Origin of the sequence: Nonlabens ulvanivorans (genome assembly GCF_000732625.1) — a bacterium.
In the GTDB taxonomy this organism is placed as follows: domain Bacteria; phylum Bacteroidota; class Bacteroidia; order Flavobacteriales; family Flavobacteriaceae; genus Nonlabens; species Nonlabens ulvanivorans.
This window is the reverse complement of the sequence record NZ_JPJI01000032.1, coordinates 386,700-402,623: the sequence shown is the minus strand read 5'-3', so window position 1 is coordinate 402,623 and position 15,924 is coordinate 386,700. Positions and strand designations below refer to the sequence as shown.

Genomic DNA, 15,924 nt, shown 5'->3' with positions numbered 1-15,924 from the left:
ATTAGCAGAGATGTAGCTTTAATTCTCATTATTTCGGGTTCCCTATATAAGCGTTAGTTTCTAATTTGATATAAGGATAAAGAGCGTTGTCCGTTTTTTGAAAAGCACTAAATGTGGCATTTCTAGTTGGGACTACTTTTTTTGCAACGTCTTGATTAGGTAATCCATTTACATAGCAGTTGCTCATGTCATTATTGAGCACATTAATCTCTGCATCGGTAAGCAGGTTGAATTCAAAATTTTGTTTGCGTTGTGGTCTTACTGCATCTTTTACAAAATTATAATCTACCCAAACTAAATTTTTATTTTGGTCAAAGTAGGAAATGATAAGTTGAGGTATCGTCAATTCTTGTGTACCAGAATTGAATAGTTGTCCTTTTATTTTCCCGTTATCTATATTAAGGTCACTAATCGATAGGCCTTTGTAGAGGTCTGTGTTTGCTACATTCCCAGCTGCTTGAATATTGAAAATGGCAGGTTTGTTTTTAAAATCGACAGGTGTATATTGATCGGGATCAAAAGATTTAGGTATAGAATCGTTAATACTGGTCCATGCTATACCTTCAAAATTGATTTTAAAACTACTTATTTCTTTGGGCATTAACTTATGTTTTACCACAAATTTTGCATTATGGCTGGCTAATAGGTTATTTTGATTATCATAAAGAGAGCCATTTAATACTACGTCTGCCGGAACGGTATCGATATTTTGAACTTCTCCTATGATATAATAATGATGATCAAACTCTACTAGTCGTGCGTTTAAGATTTCTAAAGATGGTTGTTTCAGAATATCTTCATGATAAGTTTGCTCTGTGCTGATGCGTCTTCTACCTTGATTAAAAAACACTGTTTTATTTTCTGTAAAAAGCTGGTCAGGTGGTAGGTCGGTTTCAACTTCTTCTGGTTCAATATACCATTTACCATTATGTTTTATAGCAGTAAGATAATCTGTTTTCTCTACTTTTTCAAGTGGTGTAATCCATTCTGTATCTACTTTAAGACTTACAGTATTTTCTGTTGATTTTAATGTGATAGTTTCTATGTTGTCTAGCTTTGCATAAGAGCTTAATAGGCCATCTGTTACAGATATTTGTAACATGTACTGGTCTAAAGGAAGATCGCTTTCAGGATTAATGAAGCTATGAGCTTTTTCAAATTCTTTAAAATCTATGGCATCGTAATAAGCAAGTACTACATTATCTGGACTGTGTTGCGTATTATTTTTAAGATAAAAAATATACATTCCATAACAAGTAATGGTTAATAGTAATAATGACCAGGCATGAATGACGTGGAGTAGATTACTTTTAAATGGCGTGTATGGATCTGGAATTTTAAGATATGCTGCCGGTGCTGTTTCTTTATATTTAAGCATCCTAGTAATTAAGAGCTGAATATTTAAAATAAACGCTACTAAAATGGTAAGTATAGGTATAGTTCCCCATAATATTTTTTGCCACTGTGCTACATCAACTAGCGGCAAGATGTTAGATAATGGTGGGACGTTCATTTTTTCCCATACCATGATTCCATTTTCTAATTGTTCTAGTCGCTGCCAGCCACAGAAATATAGCATGGGATCATAGAACTTATCATTTGAAAAAATGTATTTGAGATTATATTTTTCTGGAACGGTTAAAAATTGCTGTAACGAACCTATGCCTTCAACACCTTTAAATTTTGAGTTTTCTAGTCTTTCTATAGGTCTAGTTGTTAGTTCTGGTAGCCTTCTAGCAGAATGGTAGTTACCATCTACACTCAATGCCTTAGTTTGTGCTGCGAGCCACGCCATTTGATCTCCAAATCCTAGTGTTAAGTATCGCCAGTGATCATGCTGGTCCTGACTTAAGAAATTAACAATAGGAAGCATTTTTATTTTTGCTGGTTGCGATGGCCTAAAATAACCCAAGGTCATTGTAAAGATAGTCATAAAAATAAATAGACCAGCCAGAACAGCGCCAGCGAGTCTATGATAAACGGCACCTATTTTTTCTTGTATTAAAATCTTAATATCTCCTTGAATAAAACGATAGGCAAACTCACCTAACATAGGTAAAGACATTATAGAAGCCCATAATGTAAAGCGATCTAGGGTTAGTATATTAAAGGCATTTTCACCTAAAAACATCTTAGGAATAGGTGTGGTTCCTCCAGTACCTAGCACAGTGAGTATAGTTATCGATAAGCCAAAAAACAAATATCGTTTACTATAATACCTATAAAATATATAAGGCAAGATAATTAATAGAATACCCCAAGGGATTAAGAAGAACACTAATCCCGATGAAGTGACTTCTAAAAAATTATCTCTAGAGCCGTGTGGTATAGGAACTTGAGTTATAGGGTTATTCTTGGTATTAATCCAATAAGGTAAAATACATCCTATAATAATGACTAGAGATGACATCCCAAATCCTACTATACGTTTAAAGAGTTTTAAGAAGCTTTTTAAAAAAACGCTAAAGGTAATCTCCTTAATAGAATCAACTTGTTCTCTAGCATGGTCCATAATAACCATACCTATTAGTGGGAAAATAAAAAATACCATCCCAAATATAGGAGTGACATGATGTGAAGTTACTGTTACAGCGATAAGAGAAAGTGAGGTAAAGTAATATCTATAACTACCTGTTTTGAGCCATAAGTATATTTCAGGCAAAGAATGCATTAAAATAGAAATCCCAATTATACTAGGTAATTGACCAAATATGTGAAGCGTCTCTACAAATGAAGATGAGAATACCGCTAGTAATGCTGCATACCCAGCAGCCGTTCTGCTAGAGGTTATGAGTAAAGAAAATCGATAAACTCCAGTAATAAAAAGTATGATGGCAATAATAGCAACGGTAAACATTCCAAACTTTAATCCACCTACATAGCTTAGTAATCCTATACATTGATGTACTAGCGGTGGATAGCTCATCACTGTAAAGCCGGTATACCATTTATAATTCCATGGTTCAAACCAGCTGGTCGCATAATGTTCTGCAAAGAACAAATGTATTAAAGCATCATAGGTGGTCTCTAATGTGAAAAATATAGCACTACCATGAAAAGCAATCCCTATAAATAAGGCTGCGATTAAAAGTTTATTAGTGGTTTTTTTCAATTTCAATATTACTCAATTAATGATGTGATAAAGATATGACAACCGCAGCATCCGTTCACTGGCATTGAACTACAGTAAATTACTATTCGTCTACACTTCTTTCGTACCTAACGAAAATAGCCGATTTGAGGCCTCTTCTACAAGTAATTTTGGGTCATAATTAAACATCAATTATTATGAAAACTGGAATAATCATCCCTTGCTACAACGAAGAAAAAAGAATAGATACAGCTGCGTTTAACGCCTTTATTCAATCTCATGAAGACTATCATTTATGTTTTGTAAATGATGGAAGTAAAGATAATACTCTAGACGTATTAAATACAATGCAAAGAGAAACTCCTAATAGAGTAAGTATTGTGGATGTGAAAAAAAATGCAGGTAAAGCGGCAGCGGTAAGATCTGGTGCTAGATACTTATTTAATCGTGAAGATATCGATTACATAGGCTTTATCGATGCAGATTTATCTACCGACTTTAAAGATTTTAAAAAGTTGGTAGATACTCTTCACAATAATGATGAGTTAACAATGGTATATGGATCTAGAGGTAAAGGTGAAGGTCAGATAGAGCGTAACGTATTGAGAAAACTATTTTCTCAAATCGTAAAGCTATTCATTTTCATGATTTTAGGATTACCTATTGAGGATACGCAATGTGGAGCAAAAGTGTTTAAGAGAGACATCATTCCACTAGCATATGATAAGCAGTTTTTAACGAGATGGTTGTTTGATGTAGAGATTTTCTTGAGAATGAAGAAGCATTTTGGTAGAAAAGCAATTATGAATAAAATGTATGAGCAGCCATTAGAAAGATGGGTACATGTGGATGATTCAAAATTAGGATTCAAAGACGCAATTCAAATCCCGTTAATGTTAATGAGTATCTGGTATTCTTATAATTTAACCGCACAATTTGCAGCTACGGCACCACAATTTCAATTAGCAGTCAATGATGGTTTTGAAGTATATGCAGGAGACGTAAATTGGGAAGGTCGTATGGCAGCATAATTACTCCTCATAACTAGCTTTAAGAATGTATATATCCTCAATGAGAGCTTCAATTTCTTCCATTTTAGTGCCATCATAAGAGCGGCTGCGCAGTCTACCTTCTTTGTCGACTAATAAAAAGTTCTCGGTATGTACCATGTCATACTTACCACCATAAGGAGCGTCCTTTACGGCTAGATAAGATTTGCGTGCTAGATTATAAATTTGTTCTTTTTCACCAGTTACAAGATTCCATTTATAATCCAGTACTCCTTTTTCAATTGCATAGGCTTTTAAAATAGCAGGAGTGTCATACTCAGGCGTTACACTATGGGAAAGAAAAACGACCTCTTCATCATCTTTAAACTCTTCTTGCAATACGGTCATGTTTTTAGTCATGGTAGGGCAAATGGTAGGGCAAGTGGTAAAAAAGAAATCTGCTACATAGATTTTGTTCTTATAATTTTCTTCTGTAATCGTGTCACCATTTTGATTAATCAACTTAAATGGAGCGACTTTATGATATTTTTTCACAAAAAGCATGCTGTCGTCTACCAGCGTTGGGTCAAACTGGTCTGGTTGTAATATTGCAAGTGTTTTTTTAGGAGTCAAGGCATGCTGGATAGCCAGAAAAATAACCGTACTCAATACGAGCATGAATAGTGCTCGCCATTTATTTTTATTCAGAAATTCAAGCATTAGTAATACTTTTTTACAAAATTACGACCTAATTGTGAGCTGTTCTAGTCTTTGTCGGACACTTTCGTAAAGGCTTAAAAATTATTACATTATTTATAAAGCTTTTTTAAAGTTAAGGTGTTTTAGTTCTCGCTTTCGCGAAAGCGTATTCTCAAAAAATCACAACCTTTCCTATTCAGTAGTTATTCACAACAACAGTATTACTTATATGTTGAACGCTGCAATTGCTTTACCAATTAACCTTATAGATTGTGTAAAATGAGTGCAAAGGCCTATTTTTGCGCTCGTTAAATTAGAACAGCAATGCATCCATATCTGGTAATAGCCATAAATTTTTTACTGAGTCTTTCATTACTTATCGTTTTACACGAGTTAGGACATTTTATTCCGGCACGTCTATTTAAAACGAGAGTTGAGAAATTCTTTTTGTTTTTTGATATTAAATACTCTTTGTTTAAGAAAAAAATAGGCGAAACTGAATACGGTATTGGATGGTTACCATTAGGTGGTTATGTAAAAATAGCGGGAATGATCGATGAGAGTATGGATAAAGAGCAAATGGCCGAAGAGCCTAAGCCTTGGGAATTCCGTTCAAAGCCAGCATGGCAACGATTAATTATAATGCTGGGTGGCGTCGTTGTTAACGTGGTTGTAGGGTTTTTTATTTATATCATGATTTTTTTCACTTATGGTGGACAGCAAGCAACGGGAACAGATTATAAGTTTGGTTTTGGAATGCCGCCTGTATTACAAGAAATAGGTTTTAAGAATGGAGATCAAATATTGCTTGTTGATGGTGATACTTTACAAATCGCAGATAATCTTGTGAATAGACTTGTTTTTAGAGACGTAGAGACAGTCACCGTTATCAGAGATGGAAGTCCAGTAAATATAGGTATACCAGAAGATATCGGTAAACGTGTTTTTTATGCAGACATCATGGGGCCGTTAGAGGCTAGATTCCCATTTGAGGTAGGTGATGTTGAGCCAGGTACCATTGCGGACTCTATAGGTCTTAAAGAAGGTATGACTATCGTAGAGATGGCAGGTTATCCTATTTCTTATAATACAGATTATACCTATGCAATCAATCATGTGGTTAATGATAGTACTCCATTTGAATTAAAAATTCAGAATGAAAATGGAATGGTACAAACTAAAACTATCGATTTTAAAAATAATAAGAGACGTATAATAGGCTTCAGAAAAAAGCCTACGGTTGATTATGCGAGTGCAACCCAACTGGATTATAGTTTTGGGGAAAGTATTAATAAAGGGATTTCTCATGGATACTGGACCATGCAGGATTATGTAAAACAATTTAAATACGTTTTCACTAAAAAAGGAGCTAGTCAACTAGGTGGTTTTGGAACCATTGCAAAATTGTATCCAGATACTTGGGACTGGCGTAAATTCTGGGAACGTACGGCATGGATTTCTTTTGTACTTGCTATAATGAATATTTTACCTATACCAGCTTTAGATGGTGGACATGTGATGTTTTTACTGTATGAGATGGTCACTGGGCGCAAACCAGGAGATAAATTTTTAGAGCGTGCACAATTAATAGGGATATTTATTTTACTCGCTTTAATGCTCTATGCAAATGGAAATGACCTGTATAAGGCGATTTCTGAAAATTTCTTTTAAAGTATTTTCAATTATTCGCTAAAAAACTTGGCGGCAAATAAAAAAACGTTTTATATTTGCGCTCGCTAAAGCAAATAGCTTTAGTGTTGTGTATATCACATTCCTCTTTAGCTCAGTTGGTTAGAGCATCTGACTGTTAATCAGAGGGTCCTTGGTTCGAGCCCAAGAAGAGGAGCAGAAAGCCGTTCAGCAATGAGCGGCTTTTTTTTATGTTGTATAGTTAACCATAAGAGTTTGATACTTTTACACGATGTCATTAAATCACTTCCTTAAAAGCAGCTTATTTCCCTATACTTATTTCCCTATATTTACGTTTAATAACAATGATTCAATCCAGTGAGTTAATCGCTTGGATTTCAATATATATACGTAGGATTAATGAGCTGTAATAGTTGTGGAACCGGTGGAGGAACTCCAGGCGGTTGTAAAAATCATGGTACTTGTGGTACTAGTGGATGTAATAAGTTAACGGTTTTTGACTGGTTAGCAAATATGGAATTGCCAGACGGTCAGGCACCTTTTAATTATGTAGAAGTAAGGTTTAAAAATAGCCGTAAAGAATATTTTGTTAATTCTGAAAATTTACAATTAAAAATAGGTGACATCGTTGCCACACAAACTGAGACAGGTCACGACATAGGTATAGTTACACTTACTGGTGAGTTAGTACGTGTACAGTTGAAGAAAAAGAAGATACGTTATGAAACAGATGATATACCTAAAGTATATCGTATTGCATCACAGACAGATGTAGATAAATGGAAAGCAGCTCGAGAAAGAGAAGAGCCTATGAAGGTGCGTGCTCGTGAGATAGCAATACGTTTAAACCTTCAAATGAAGATTTCTGACATAGAATTTCAAGGAGATGGGTCTAAGGCTACTTTTTATTACACGGCAGAGGAACGCGTTGATTTCCGTCAACTAATCAGGGAATACGCTACAGAGTTTAAGACACGAATTGAAATGCGTCAGATAGGTTTGCGTCAAGAAGCCGCTAGATTAGGTGGTATAGGGTCTTGTGGTCGCGAGCTATGTTGTTCAACTTGGTTAACAGATTTCCGTTCAGTAACTACTAGTGCTGCACGTTATCAAAATCTATCTTTAAACCCACAAAAACTTGCTGGACAATGTGGGAAATTGAAGTGTTGTTTAAATTATGAATTAGATTCATACATGGACGCACTTAAAGACTTTCCCAAACAAAACCAGAAATTATACACTGAAAAAGGAACAGCTGTCTGTCAGAAAATAGATATTTTTAAAGGACTGATGTGGTATTGTTATGAAGGAGAATGGATGAACTGGCATACATTAACTACAACACAAGTACATGAAATTGTTTCTAAAAATAAGGCCAAAGAAAAAGTAGCTAGTATAGAAGAATATGCAGCAGAGCATGTTGTCATTGAAGAGGTTAATTTTGAGAATGTAGTAGGTCAGGATAGTTTAACTCGTTTTGATCAAACCACCACTAAAAATAAAAAACGCAAAAAGCGTCGTAATAATCGCGGTCCTAGACCAGCTGGTGCTAATCAAAAAAATACTCAGAGCAATAACAAAAAAACTTCTCAAAATAAACAGACACCGTCTAAGGCATCTCATTCTAAAGATGCAAAACCAGAAGCAAAAGGTCAAAAACCAAAGCCTAAGCCTAGAAGAAAGCCTGCAAATCAAAATAAGTCCAAAAATGGGGCTGACAATAAGCAAGCAAAACCTAAACCAGCAAGTGACGGTACTGCTAATAAACCGCGCAAAAAAAGACCTAATAATCGCAATAGACCACCAAAGAAAAGCGAGTAATGAGAATCACTTTACTTTTAATTTTAAGCTGTATAACCTTAATATCTTGCGATCACAATATTGTAAAAACGCAATCGGTAGCTTTTAGTGACGCTCAATGGAGCCTTACAGAAGCGCCTGTTTTTAAAATTGAGTCTATAGATACGGTTAACACATATGATATGTTTCTTAATATGAGAAATAATCACGATTATGCATATAGCAATTTGTATTTAATAGCTGAAATGAAATTTCCACAAGGAAAAATCGTTACAGACACATTAGAGTACGACATGGCCACACCGCAAGGGCAGTTCCTAGGCACAGGCTATAGTGATGTTTATGAAAATAAATTATGGTATAAGGAAGGAGTACGCTTTCGCGAAAGCGGAACATATCTTCTCACCTTACGTCATGCAATGAGAAAAAATGGTTCTGTAGACGGTATTGCTCAGTTAGAAGGAGTACTCGATATAGGTTATAGTATAGAAAAACAAGTGCAACATGGCAGCAACTAAAGCACAAAAAGCTCAAAAAGAGCAAGAGACTAAGAAGAATGTTAAACTATTCTGGAAACTAGTATTTGTAGGTATAGGAATGGTAATTCTATTGTTTTTACTTACCGCCTGGGGAATCTTCGGTTCTTTACCAGATCACACCATATTAGAAAACCCACAATCTGAACTGGCAACAGAAATCGTTACGGCAGATGGTAAAACGCTAGGTAGCTTCTATACAGATAATCGTAAACCAGTAAAATACGACGACTTACCACAAAATCTTATCGATGCATTAGTCTCTACAGAAGATGAGCGCTTCTGGGATCATAGTGGTATTGATGGATATGGTACGGCTAGAGCATTTGCCTTTTTAGGACAGAAAGGTGGTGCAAGTACCATCACGCAACAGCTCGCAAAACTGTATTTTACTGAGCAGCGCAGTAGTAATAAAATTGAACGTGGAATTCAGAAAATCCGGGAATGGATTATCGCTACACGTCTTGAAAAACAGTATACTAAAGAAGAGATAATCACGCAGTATTTAAATCAGTTTGATTTTTTAAAACAAGCCATAGGTATACGATCAGCATCTAACATTTATTTCGGTAAAGAGCCTAAGGAATTAACTGTAGAAGAAAGTGCGGTTTTTGTAGCCATGCTCAAAAATCCAAGACAATACAATCCTTATAGAGAAATATCTAAAGAAAAATCATTAGGTCGTCGTAACCAGGTTTTTGTTCAAATGGTGCGCAATGGAAAAATGACTGAGGCTACTAAAGACAGCCTTAGAGAACAACCTATTAAATTAAACTTCTCTCCAGAAGGTCACAACGACGGTATGGGGACTTATTTCCGTGAGTACTTAAGAGACTGGTTAAAGGATTGGGCAGCTAGTAATACTAATCCAGAGACTGGAGAGAATTATAACCTCTATAATGATGGATTAAAAATCAATGTAACTATCGATAGTCGCATGCAAGAATATGCAGAAGACGCTATGGTAGCACATATGGCAAATCTTCAAAAAGAGTTTGATTCCCAAAACGAGAAATTGAAAACGGCTCCTTTTAGAGACATCACAGCAAAGCAAGTAGAATCTTCTATTAATCGCGCGATTAAAGTTTCTGAACGATGGAAGTTAATGAAGAAAGAAGGTAAGTCAGAAACAGAGATTCTTGCTAGTTTTGATAAAGAAACAGAGATGACTGTCTTTGACTGGCAGGCTCCTGGTCGCGAGCGTGACACAGTAATGACACCTCGCGATTCCATCTATTATTACAAAAAATTCTTACAAGTCGGTATGATGTCTATGGAGCCACAAACAGGTTATGTAAAAGCTTGGGTAGGTGGTATTAATCACAAGCATTTTAAATTTGATCATGTTAAAAAAGGAGTGCGTCAGGCTGGTTCAACCTTTAAGCCTTTTTTGTATGCGACTGCAATAGACTTATTAAAATACTCACCATGTAAAGAATTACCAGATGGAGAATATACGATACCAGCAGGTAAACATGGAAACACAAAGGACTGGACACCTAGTAACTCCGATGGGAAGTATGGTAAAATCAGAACTTTAAAAGATGCTTTAGCTCATTCTGTAAATACAATATCTGCACGATTGATGGATGATGTAGGACCACAGCCAGTTATAGATCTTGCAGGTCGTCTAGGTATAAATACTAAAGATATGGCGCCAGTGCCGTCACTAGCATTGGGTACTGCAGATGTGAGTCTTTTTGAAATGGTAGGCGCATATGGCGTTTTTGCAAATGAAGGTATCTATAATACGCCTGTACTTGTTACTAGCATACAGGATAAAAATGGTACAGTACTTTTTCAGTATGTTCCAGAAACACGGGATGTAATGAATCCAGAAACTGCTTATACGACACTTAAGTTAATGCAAGGTGTTACACAATCGGGTAGTGGTAAACGCCTGAGAGGTAGTTGGGCAAAAAATAATAAATTCTATAAGAGTGTTGTGACAGGTTATCCTTATGATTTTAAAAATGAAATAGCTGGTAAGACTGGGACAACTCAAAATAACTCTGATGGATGGTTTATGGGTATTGTTCCTAATTTAGTGTCTGGTGTATGGGTAGGTGGAGAAGATCGATCCGTTCATTTTTCTAGCACTCGTTATGGTCAAGGAGCGACTATGGCATTACCTATATGGGGTTCTTACATGAAAGCTGTTTATGCAGATGAGAATCTGGACATATCAAAAGCAAATTTCAATGAACCAGAAAATTTATCTATTATAGTAGACTGTGATGAATATAAAAATGGCGATGAAGGTTTAGAAGATGAAGATGACGCTGGAGATGAATTAGGAATGTAAATAGTAACTGATATGCTAGATACCATTAAACTCGAGTATGTTCTGTTTCTAGACATAGAAACAGTTCCTTTACACCCATCGTTTAATGAACTGGATCATGTAGATCAGCAGCTCTATGCAGACAAAACTAAATATCAACGCAAAGAAGAGTATACACCTGATGAGTTTTATGATCGTGCTGGTATCTGGGCAGAATTTGGTAAAATAGTATGTATTTCTGTAGGATATTTTGTAGATCGTACATATAGACAGTTCAGAGTACGTAGCTTTACAGGAACTGAGGTGGAATTGCTTGAAGAGTTTAGTACGCTTTTAAAAGATCATTTCTCTGGGCGACATCATTTGCTTTGTGCTCATAATGGTAAGGAATTTGACTTTCCTTATATCGCACGTCGCATGATTATTAATGGAATTGCTATACCTGCAAAGCTTAATCTTTTTGGTAAGAAACCATGGGAAGTACCACATTTAGACACTATGGAATTGTGGAAATTTGGCGACTATAAACATTTCACATCCTTAAAATTAATGACACGTGTTTTAGGTATTCCGTCTCCTAAAGATGATATAGACGGATCCCAAGTACGCAATGTATATTATGAAGAAAATGATGTGAACCGCATTGCTAGATATTGTGAAAAAGACGTTATCGCTGTAGCTCAAATACTTCTTAAATTGCGATTAGAACCTATACTTAAAGATGACCAAATCATCACAAAATAAGCCATTAGCGATTATCAATAACCTTAATGTTTCTTTTAGAAATGGAGATCTAAAAAATCAAGTGTTATTTGATGTTAATTTAGAGCTTTTGGAAAATGAAATTCTTGCTGTAGTAGGAGAATCGGGTAGTGGTAAATCAGTTACTTCTAAAGCTTTGATGGGACTATTGCCTGTTAAAAATGCAATTATTGATGCTACAGAGCTATCTATACTCGATAATGATTTGCAAATCTTTAATGGTAAGGATTGGTCACGCTTTCGCGGAAGCGTGATAAGTATGATATTTCAAGAACCTATGAGTTCTCTTAACCCTACCATCACATGCGGTTATCAAGTTGCCGAAATACTGGAAACTCATACCAAATTATCTAATAAAGAAATTAAAGCAGAAGTACTGCGACTTTTTAAAAAGGTAAAACTGCCTATTCCTGAGCAAACTTTTAATAAATATCCGCACGAGATAAGTGGTGGACAAATGCAGCGTGTGATGATTGCAATGGCTATAGCTTGCAAGCCTAAAATCCTAATAGCAGACGAGCCTACAACAGCACTAGATGTAACGGTCCAAAAAGAGGTCATTTTATTGCTTAAAGAACTACAGGCAGAGTATGGAATGAGTGTTTTATTTATTTCTCATGATTTGGGTCTAGTCCACGAAATAGCTGACCGTATTGCTGTCATGTACAAAGGTCGTATTGTTGAAATGGGAACACCTGATCAACTTTTTGAAAATGCGCAAGAAACTTATACAAAAGCTTTAATCGCTGCAAGACCAGATACCGAATCGAGACTTAGAAGATTACCTACTATAAACGATTTCATGACAAACGCTGTTCCTTCTGAGGTAGTAGCTGATGAAGAAAGAGCCAAAGCTCATGGCGTTTTATATACTCAAAAGCCTCTACTAGAATTAATTAATGTAGTCAAGAAATATCCACTTAAAAAAGAGCTTTTTAAGGAGCAACAATTTTTTACCGCCGTTAACCGTGTGAACCTCAAGTTGTATGCTGGTGAGTCATTGGGATTAGTAGGTGAAAGTGGTTGTGGCAAAAGTACACTAGGTAACATGATACTAGGACTACAAAATATCACTAGTGGTCAATTGATTTATAAAGGAGAAGATATCACAAATCTTAAGGGTCGTAAAATGCGATCTTTAAGAAAGGAATTACAGATAATATTTCAAGATCCATTTGCTTCACTTAATCCCAGATTGACCGTCGGACAGGCTATTATGGAACCTATGAAATGGCATGGGATAGGTAATAGTGATGCAGACCGTAAGAAACGAGTGATGCAATTACTAGATCGAGTAGGTTTAACTCAAGAACAATTTAATCGTTATCCACACGAGTTTAGTGGTGGACAGCGACAGCGCATAGGTATTGCGAGGACTGTTGCCTTAGAACCAGAATTAATTGTTTGTGATGAGTCGGTTAGTGCTCTAGATATTTCTGTACAAGCACAAGTATTAAATTTATTAAATGAATTTAAAGAAGATTTTGGTTTTTCTTATCTTTTTATTTCGCACGATTTAGCCGTGGTGAAGTACTTCTGTGATCAAGTGATTGTGATGAATAAAGGTCGTGTTGAAGAACAAAATGAAGCTGATGTGCTTTATAGTAATCCACAAAGTGAGTATACTAAGAAGTTGATTGCTGCAATACCTAAGGGCTAGTCATTCATAACTTGCTTTATTAAATTTAGTCATGATGACTAACAAAAATTATCACGCCTTTTACTTCATTTATCTGACTATGATTTAAATATATTAAGTAAAAAAATCCTCTTTAGGGAAGAGGATTTTTTAAACAAGTCAATTAAGATAAATTGTTCTTTAAAAACTAAAGAACGTTTTTACAATCAATTTAAATAGACCTTTGATAAAATAAAATGTAGCTACAAACCTGTTAGATTGTTGCTTTTCTATATAGGTCGTATCCATAATTGATGTTAGTTTTAGGGATGACGAATATGGTAAATTTTCATAAATAATCAAGACTATCTGTATCTATTATTCGACGAAGTGCATTATTATTTCTGATTCTCATGAACTAAATGATGATCAAAAGAAAAAACCCTCAATTTGATATGGTTTTAGTCCTATCAAATTGAGGATTGTATTTTAAGTTTATAAAGGTTAATTTATTGCTTCAGTTTAGGTAATTGTTTTTCAATACCATTGTTATCACCTACACTTACAGAACTTGCTCCCGTAATAGTTACTTGCCCAGTTGTGAAGTCGCTTTCTGTCGCCTCAAATATGTTATCTACATATTTTTGAGGATTGCGGTCTATGTATGGAAACCAAGTGCTGTGTATTTGAATCATTACTCTATGACCTTTTTTAAAGGTATGTAACACATCTTGTAAAGGAAAGTTTACACTAGTCTTTTTACCTTCTTTAAAAGGCTCTGGCTTTGAGAAATCATTTCTAAAACGACCTCTAAAAGTTTCTGCACGCACTAATTGTTGATAGCCTGCAAGAGTTACATGCTCTGGTGTATGTTCTTCATTTTTCATGTCGTCTGGATATACGTCTATAACCTTAACGATAAAGTCGGCATCAGTGATTCCCTTAAGAATTACTTCTAGGTTTGCTTGTATCTCTCCAGCAAGTGTCATGTCATCAGTAAGGATGTCTGTTTGAAAAGTAAGTACGTCTGGTCTTCTAGAAGCGTGACGCTGGTCGTCTGTCATGTAAGCACGTGGTGTGAATGTAACTGGTGTTATTTCACTTCTAAAAGGCACTGGTTTTGATGGATCACTCATGTATGAGAACGTATCTTTTTTATCACCCTTTTTATTAATCAACAACTCTCCATTTTTACCAAAACTAAACACGATTTCATCTTGCTGTGGCGGCCATTGCATAAATTTCTCCCATTGCTTTAATCCAGTATCAAACATATATGCCTCTGGTAGAACCGGATTTTTTTCTCCTTTTAAGTGATGTTCAAAGAAAGGAGTTTCTATTTCTCTATGATAAAAAGTCGATAAACTATCACCAAAATGGATATGGTTCACCATCTGATGACCAGGTTCTCTCGCCCAGTTACCATGACTCCATGGTCCCATGACAATGGTGTTGTTCTTATTATTAGGATTGTTGCGTTCTACATTTTTATAGATATTTAATGGGCCATAAAGATCCTCTGCATCAAACCAGCCACCTACGGTCATAACTGCGTGATCAACATTATTTAAATGTGGTATAATAGAACGTTTTTGCCAGAATTCGTCATAGTTAGGATGCAAGGCAACGTCTTTCCAGAAAAAATTATCAGGATATATATTTTCTGTTACATTCTTCAATGGACCTATGCCCATATTAAATGCATAAGAATCATCCATACTACCTGCTGCTCTCAATTGATCCCATTTATCATTATACCAGCTTTCGGTGGTAGGTTCAGTTTGATGACCAAAAACTGGATAGGCAAAAATATAGCTCTGTAAAGTAGCTCCCATATGATGAAAGTCGTCAAAGAAAAAGTCTCCTATAGGTGCCTGTGGCGAGCTAGCTACAAGTGCTGGATGTGCATCTGGTAAAGCTGCTGCGGTGTAAAATCCTGGATAAGAAATTCCCCATTGACCTACTTTTCTATTATTGTTAGGTAGGTTGTTTATTAACCACTCTACAGTATCATAAGTGTCTGAACTTTCATCAATATCTTGCTTGTTGTTCACGTCATTTCCAGGTATGTTAGGACGCATGTTGTCAAAATCTCCTTCACTCATCCATCTACCGCGTACATCTTGATAAACAAATATGTAACCTTCTTTCATCAGGATTTCATTGGGACCTAATCTACTCGGATACTTGTCTTCTCCATAAGGTCGTACACTATAACATGTGCGTTGCATCATTATCGGATATTCCTTAGAGGTGTCCTTTGGGCTATAAACTTGAGTGTATAATTTAACTCCATCACGCATCTCAATCTGGTGGATGGTTTTAGTATAATTTTCTTTTATATACTCTTGTTTTGATGAGGATTGCGCTTTCGCGAAAGCGGAACCTAACACCACTAACGCAACTAGTAAAAATTGTTTCATAAAAAAAGCTTTAATGCTGGCTTAAATATAATTCAACGACATAAAAAAAGGCTCTCTATTAAGAAAGCCTTT

Annotated in this window: 10 protein-coding genes and 1 tRNA gene; 8 read left to right on the top strand and 3 right to left on the bottom strand. The window is 35.6% G+C overall.

Annotated features, from left to right (window positions below; all coding sequences use genetic code 11):
- Nucleotides 1–28: 28 nt before the first annotated feature.
- A complete protein-coding gene (locus IL45_RS08930) occupies nt 29–3,112 on the bottom strand; it encodes a membrane protein (RefSeq protein ID WP_036582939.1) in 3,084 nt (1,027 codons plus the stop codon).
- A gap of 176 nt (nt 3,113–3,288) precedes the next feature.
- Here IL45_RS08930 and IL45_RS08925 point away from each other — a divergent pair, with 176 nt between their 5' ends.
- Entirely contained in the window at nt 3,289–4,122 is an 834-nt protein-coding gene (locus IL45_RS08925; RefSeq protein WP_036582936.1) for a dolichyl-phosphate beta-glucosyltransferase, read from the top strand.
- Here IL45_RS08925 and IL45_RS08920 read toward each other — a convergent pair whose 3' ends face one another.
- On the bottom strand, nt 4,123–4,800 hold the full coding sequence (locus IL45_RS08920; RefSeq protein WP_036582934.1) for an SCO family protein: 678 nt from the start codon (nt 4,798–4,800) through the stop codon (nt 4,123–4,125).
- A gap of 303 nt (nt 4,801–5,103) precedes the next feature.
- Here IL45_RS08920 and rseP point away from each other — a divergent pair, with 303 nt between their 5' ends.
- From rseP to IL45_RS08885, 7 genes are all read left to right on the top strand, one after another.
- Entirely contained in the window at nt 5,104–6,450 is a 1,347-nt protein-coding gene (gene rseP, locus IL45_RS08915) for an RIP metalloprotease RseP (RefSeq protein ID WP_036582931.1), read from the top strand.
- 101 nt (nt 6,451–6,551) lie between these two features.
- Nucleotides 6,552–6,625: transfer RNA gene (locus tag IL45_RS08910), tRNA-Asn, on the top strand.
- Between the two features lie 203 nt (nt 6,626–6,828).
- Nucleotides 6,829–8,250, top strand: a complete 1,422-nt coding sequence (locus IL45_RS08905) for a PSP1 domain-containing protein (RefSeq protein WP_036582929.1) — start codon at nt 6,829–6,831, stop codon at nt 8,248–8,250.
- Nucleotides 8,250–8,747: a gliding motility lipoprotein GldH gene (locus IL45_RS08900; RefSeq protein WP_036582928.1), complete on the top strand. Its 498-nt coding sequence runs from the start codon at nt 8,250–8,252 to the stop codon at nt 8,745–8,747. Before IL45_RS08905 ends, IL45_RS08900 begins: the two co-directional genes overlap by 1 nt.
- Nucleotides 8,734–11,070 (top strand): penicillin-binding protein 1A, encoded by a 2,337-nt coding sequence (locus IL45_RS08895; protein ID WP_036582925.1) that lies wholly within the window; start codon nt 8,734–8,736, stop codon nt 11,068–11,070. Before IL45_RS08900 ends, IL45_RS08895 begins: the two co-directional genes overlap by 14 nt.
- Nucleotides 11,071–11,082: 12 nt before the next feature.
- Complete coding sequence (locus IL45_RS08890; protein WP_036582923.1) at nt 11,083–11,793, top strand: 3'-5' exonuclease; 711 nt, start codon at nt 11,083–11,085, stop codon at nt 11,791–11,793.
- The gene (locus IL45_RS08885; RefSeq protein WP_036582921.1) at nt 11,771–13,471 is read left to right on the top strand and encodes an ABC transporter ATP-binding protein; all 1,701 of its coding nucleotides are present in this window, start codon (nt 11,771–11,773) and stop codon (nt 13,469–13,471) included. The genes IL45_RS08890 and IL45_RS08885 overlap by 23 nt, the downstream gene beginning before the upstream one ends.
- 467 nt (nt 13,472–13,938) lie before the next feature.
- On the opposite strand, the gene IL45_RS08880 is transcribed toward IL45_RS08885, so the two are convergent.
- Nucleotides 13,939–15,852 (bottom strand): CocE/NonD family hydrolase, encoded by a 1,914-nt coding sequence (locus IL45_RS08880; RefSeq protein WP_036582919.1) that lies wholly within the window; start codon nt 15,850–15,852, stop codon nt 13,939–13,941.
- Nucleotides 15,853–15,924 lie beyond the last annotated feature (72 nt).

Excerpts from the sequence above, each read along its gene's own strand:
- IL45_RS08925 (WP_036582936.1), top strand. The coding sequence starts at position 3,289 with ATGAAAACTGGAATAATCATCCCTTGCTACAACGAAGAAAAAAGAATA.
- IL45_RS08920 (WP_036582934.1), bottom strand. The coding sequence starts at position 4,800 with ATGCTTGAATTTCTGAATAAAAATAAATGGCGAGCACTATTCATGCTC.
- rseP (WP_036582931.1), top strand. The coding sequence starts at position 5,104 with ATGCATCCATATCTGGTAATAGCCATAAATTTTTTACTGAGTCTTTCA.
- IL45_RS08905 (WP_036582929.1), top strand. The coding sequence starts at position 6,829 with ATGAGCTGTAATAGTTGTGGAACCGGTGGAGGAACTCCAGGCGGTTGT.
- IL45_RS08900 (WP_036582928.1), top strand. The coding sequence starts at position 8,250 with ATGAGAATCACTTTACTTTTAATTTTAAGCTGTATAACCTTAATATCT.
- IL45_RS08895 (WP_036582925.1), top strand. The coding sequence starts at position 8,734 with ATGGCAGCAACTAAAGCACAAAAAGCTCAAAAAGAGCAAGAGACTAAG.
- IL45_RS08890 (WP_036582923.1), top strand. The coding sequence starts at position 11,083 with ATGCTAGATACCATTAAACTCGAGTATGTTCTGTTTCTAGACATAGAA.
- IL45_RS08885 (WP_036582921.1), top strand. The coding sequence starts at position 11,771 with ATGACCAAATCATCACAAAATAAGCCATTAGCGATTATCAATAACCTT.
- IL45_RS08880 (WP_036582919.1), bottom strand. The coding sequence starts at position 15,852 with ATGAAACAATTTTTACTAGTTGCGTTAGTGGTGTTAGGTTCCGCTTTC.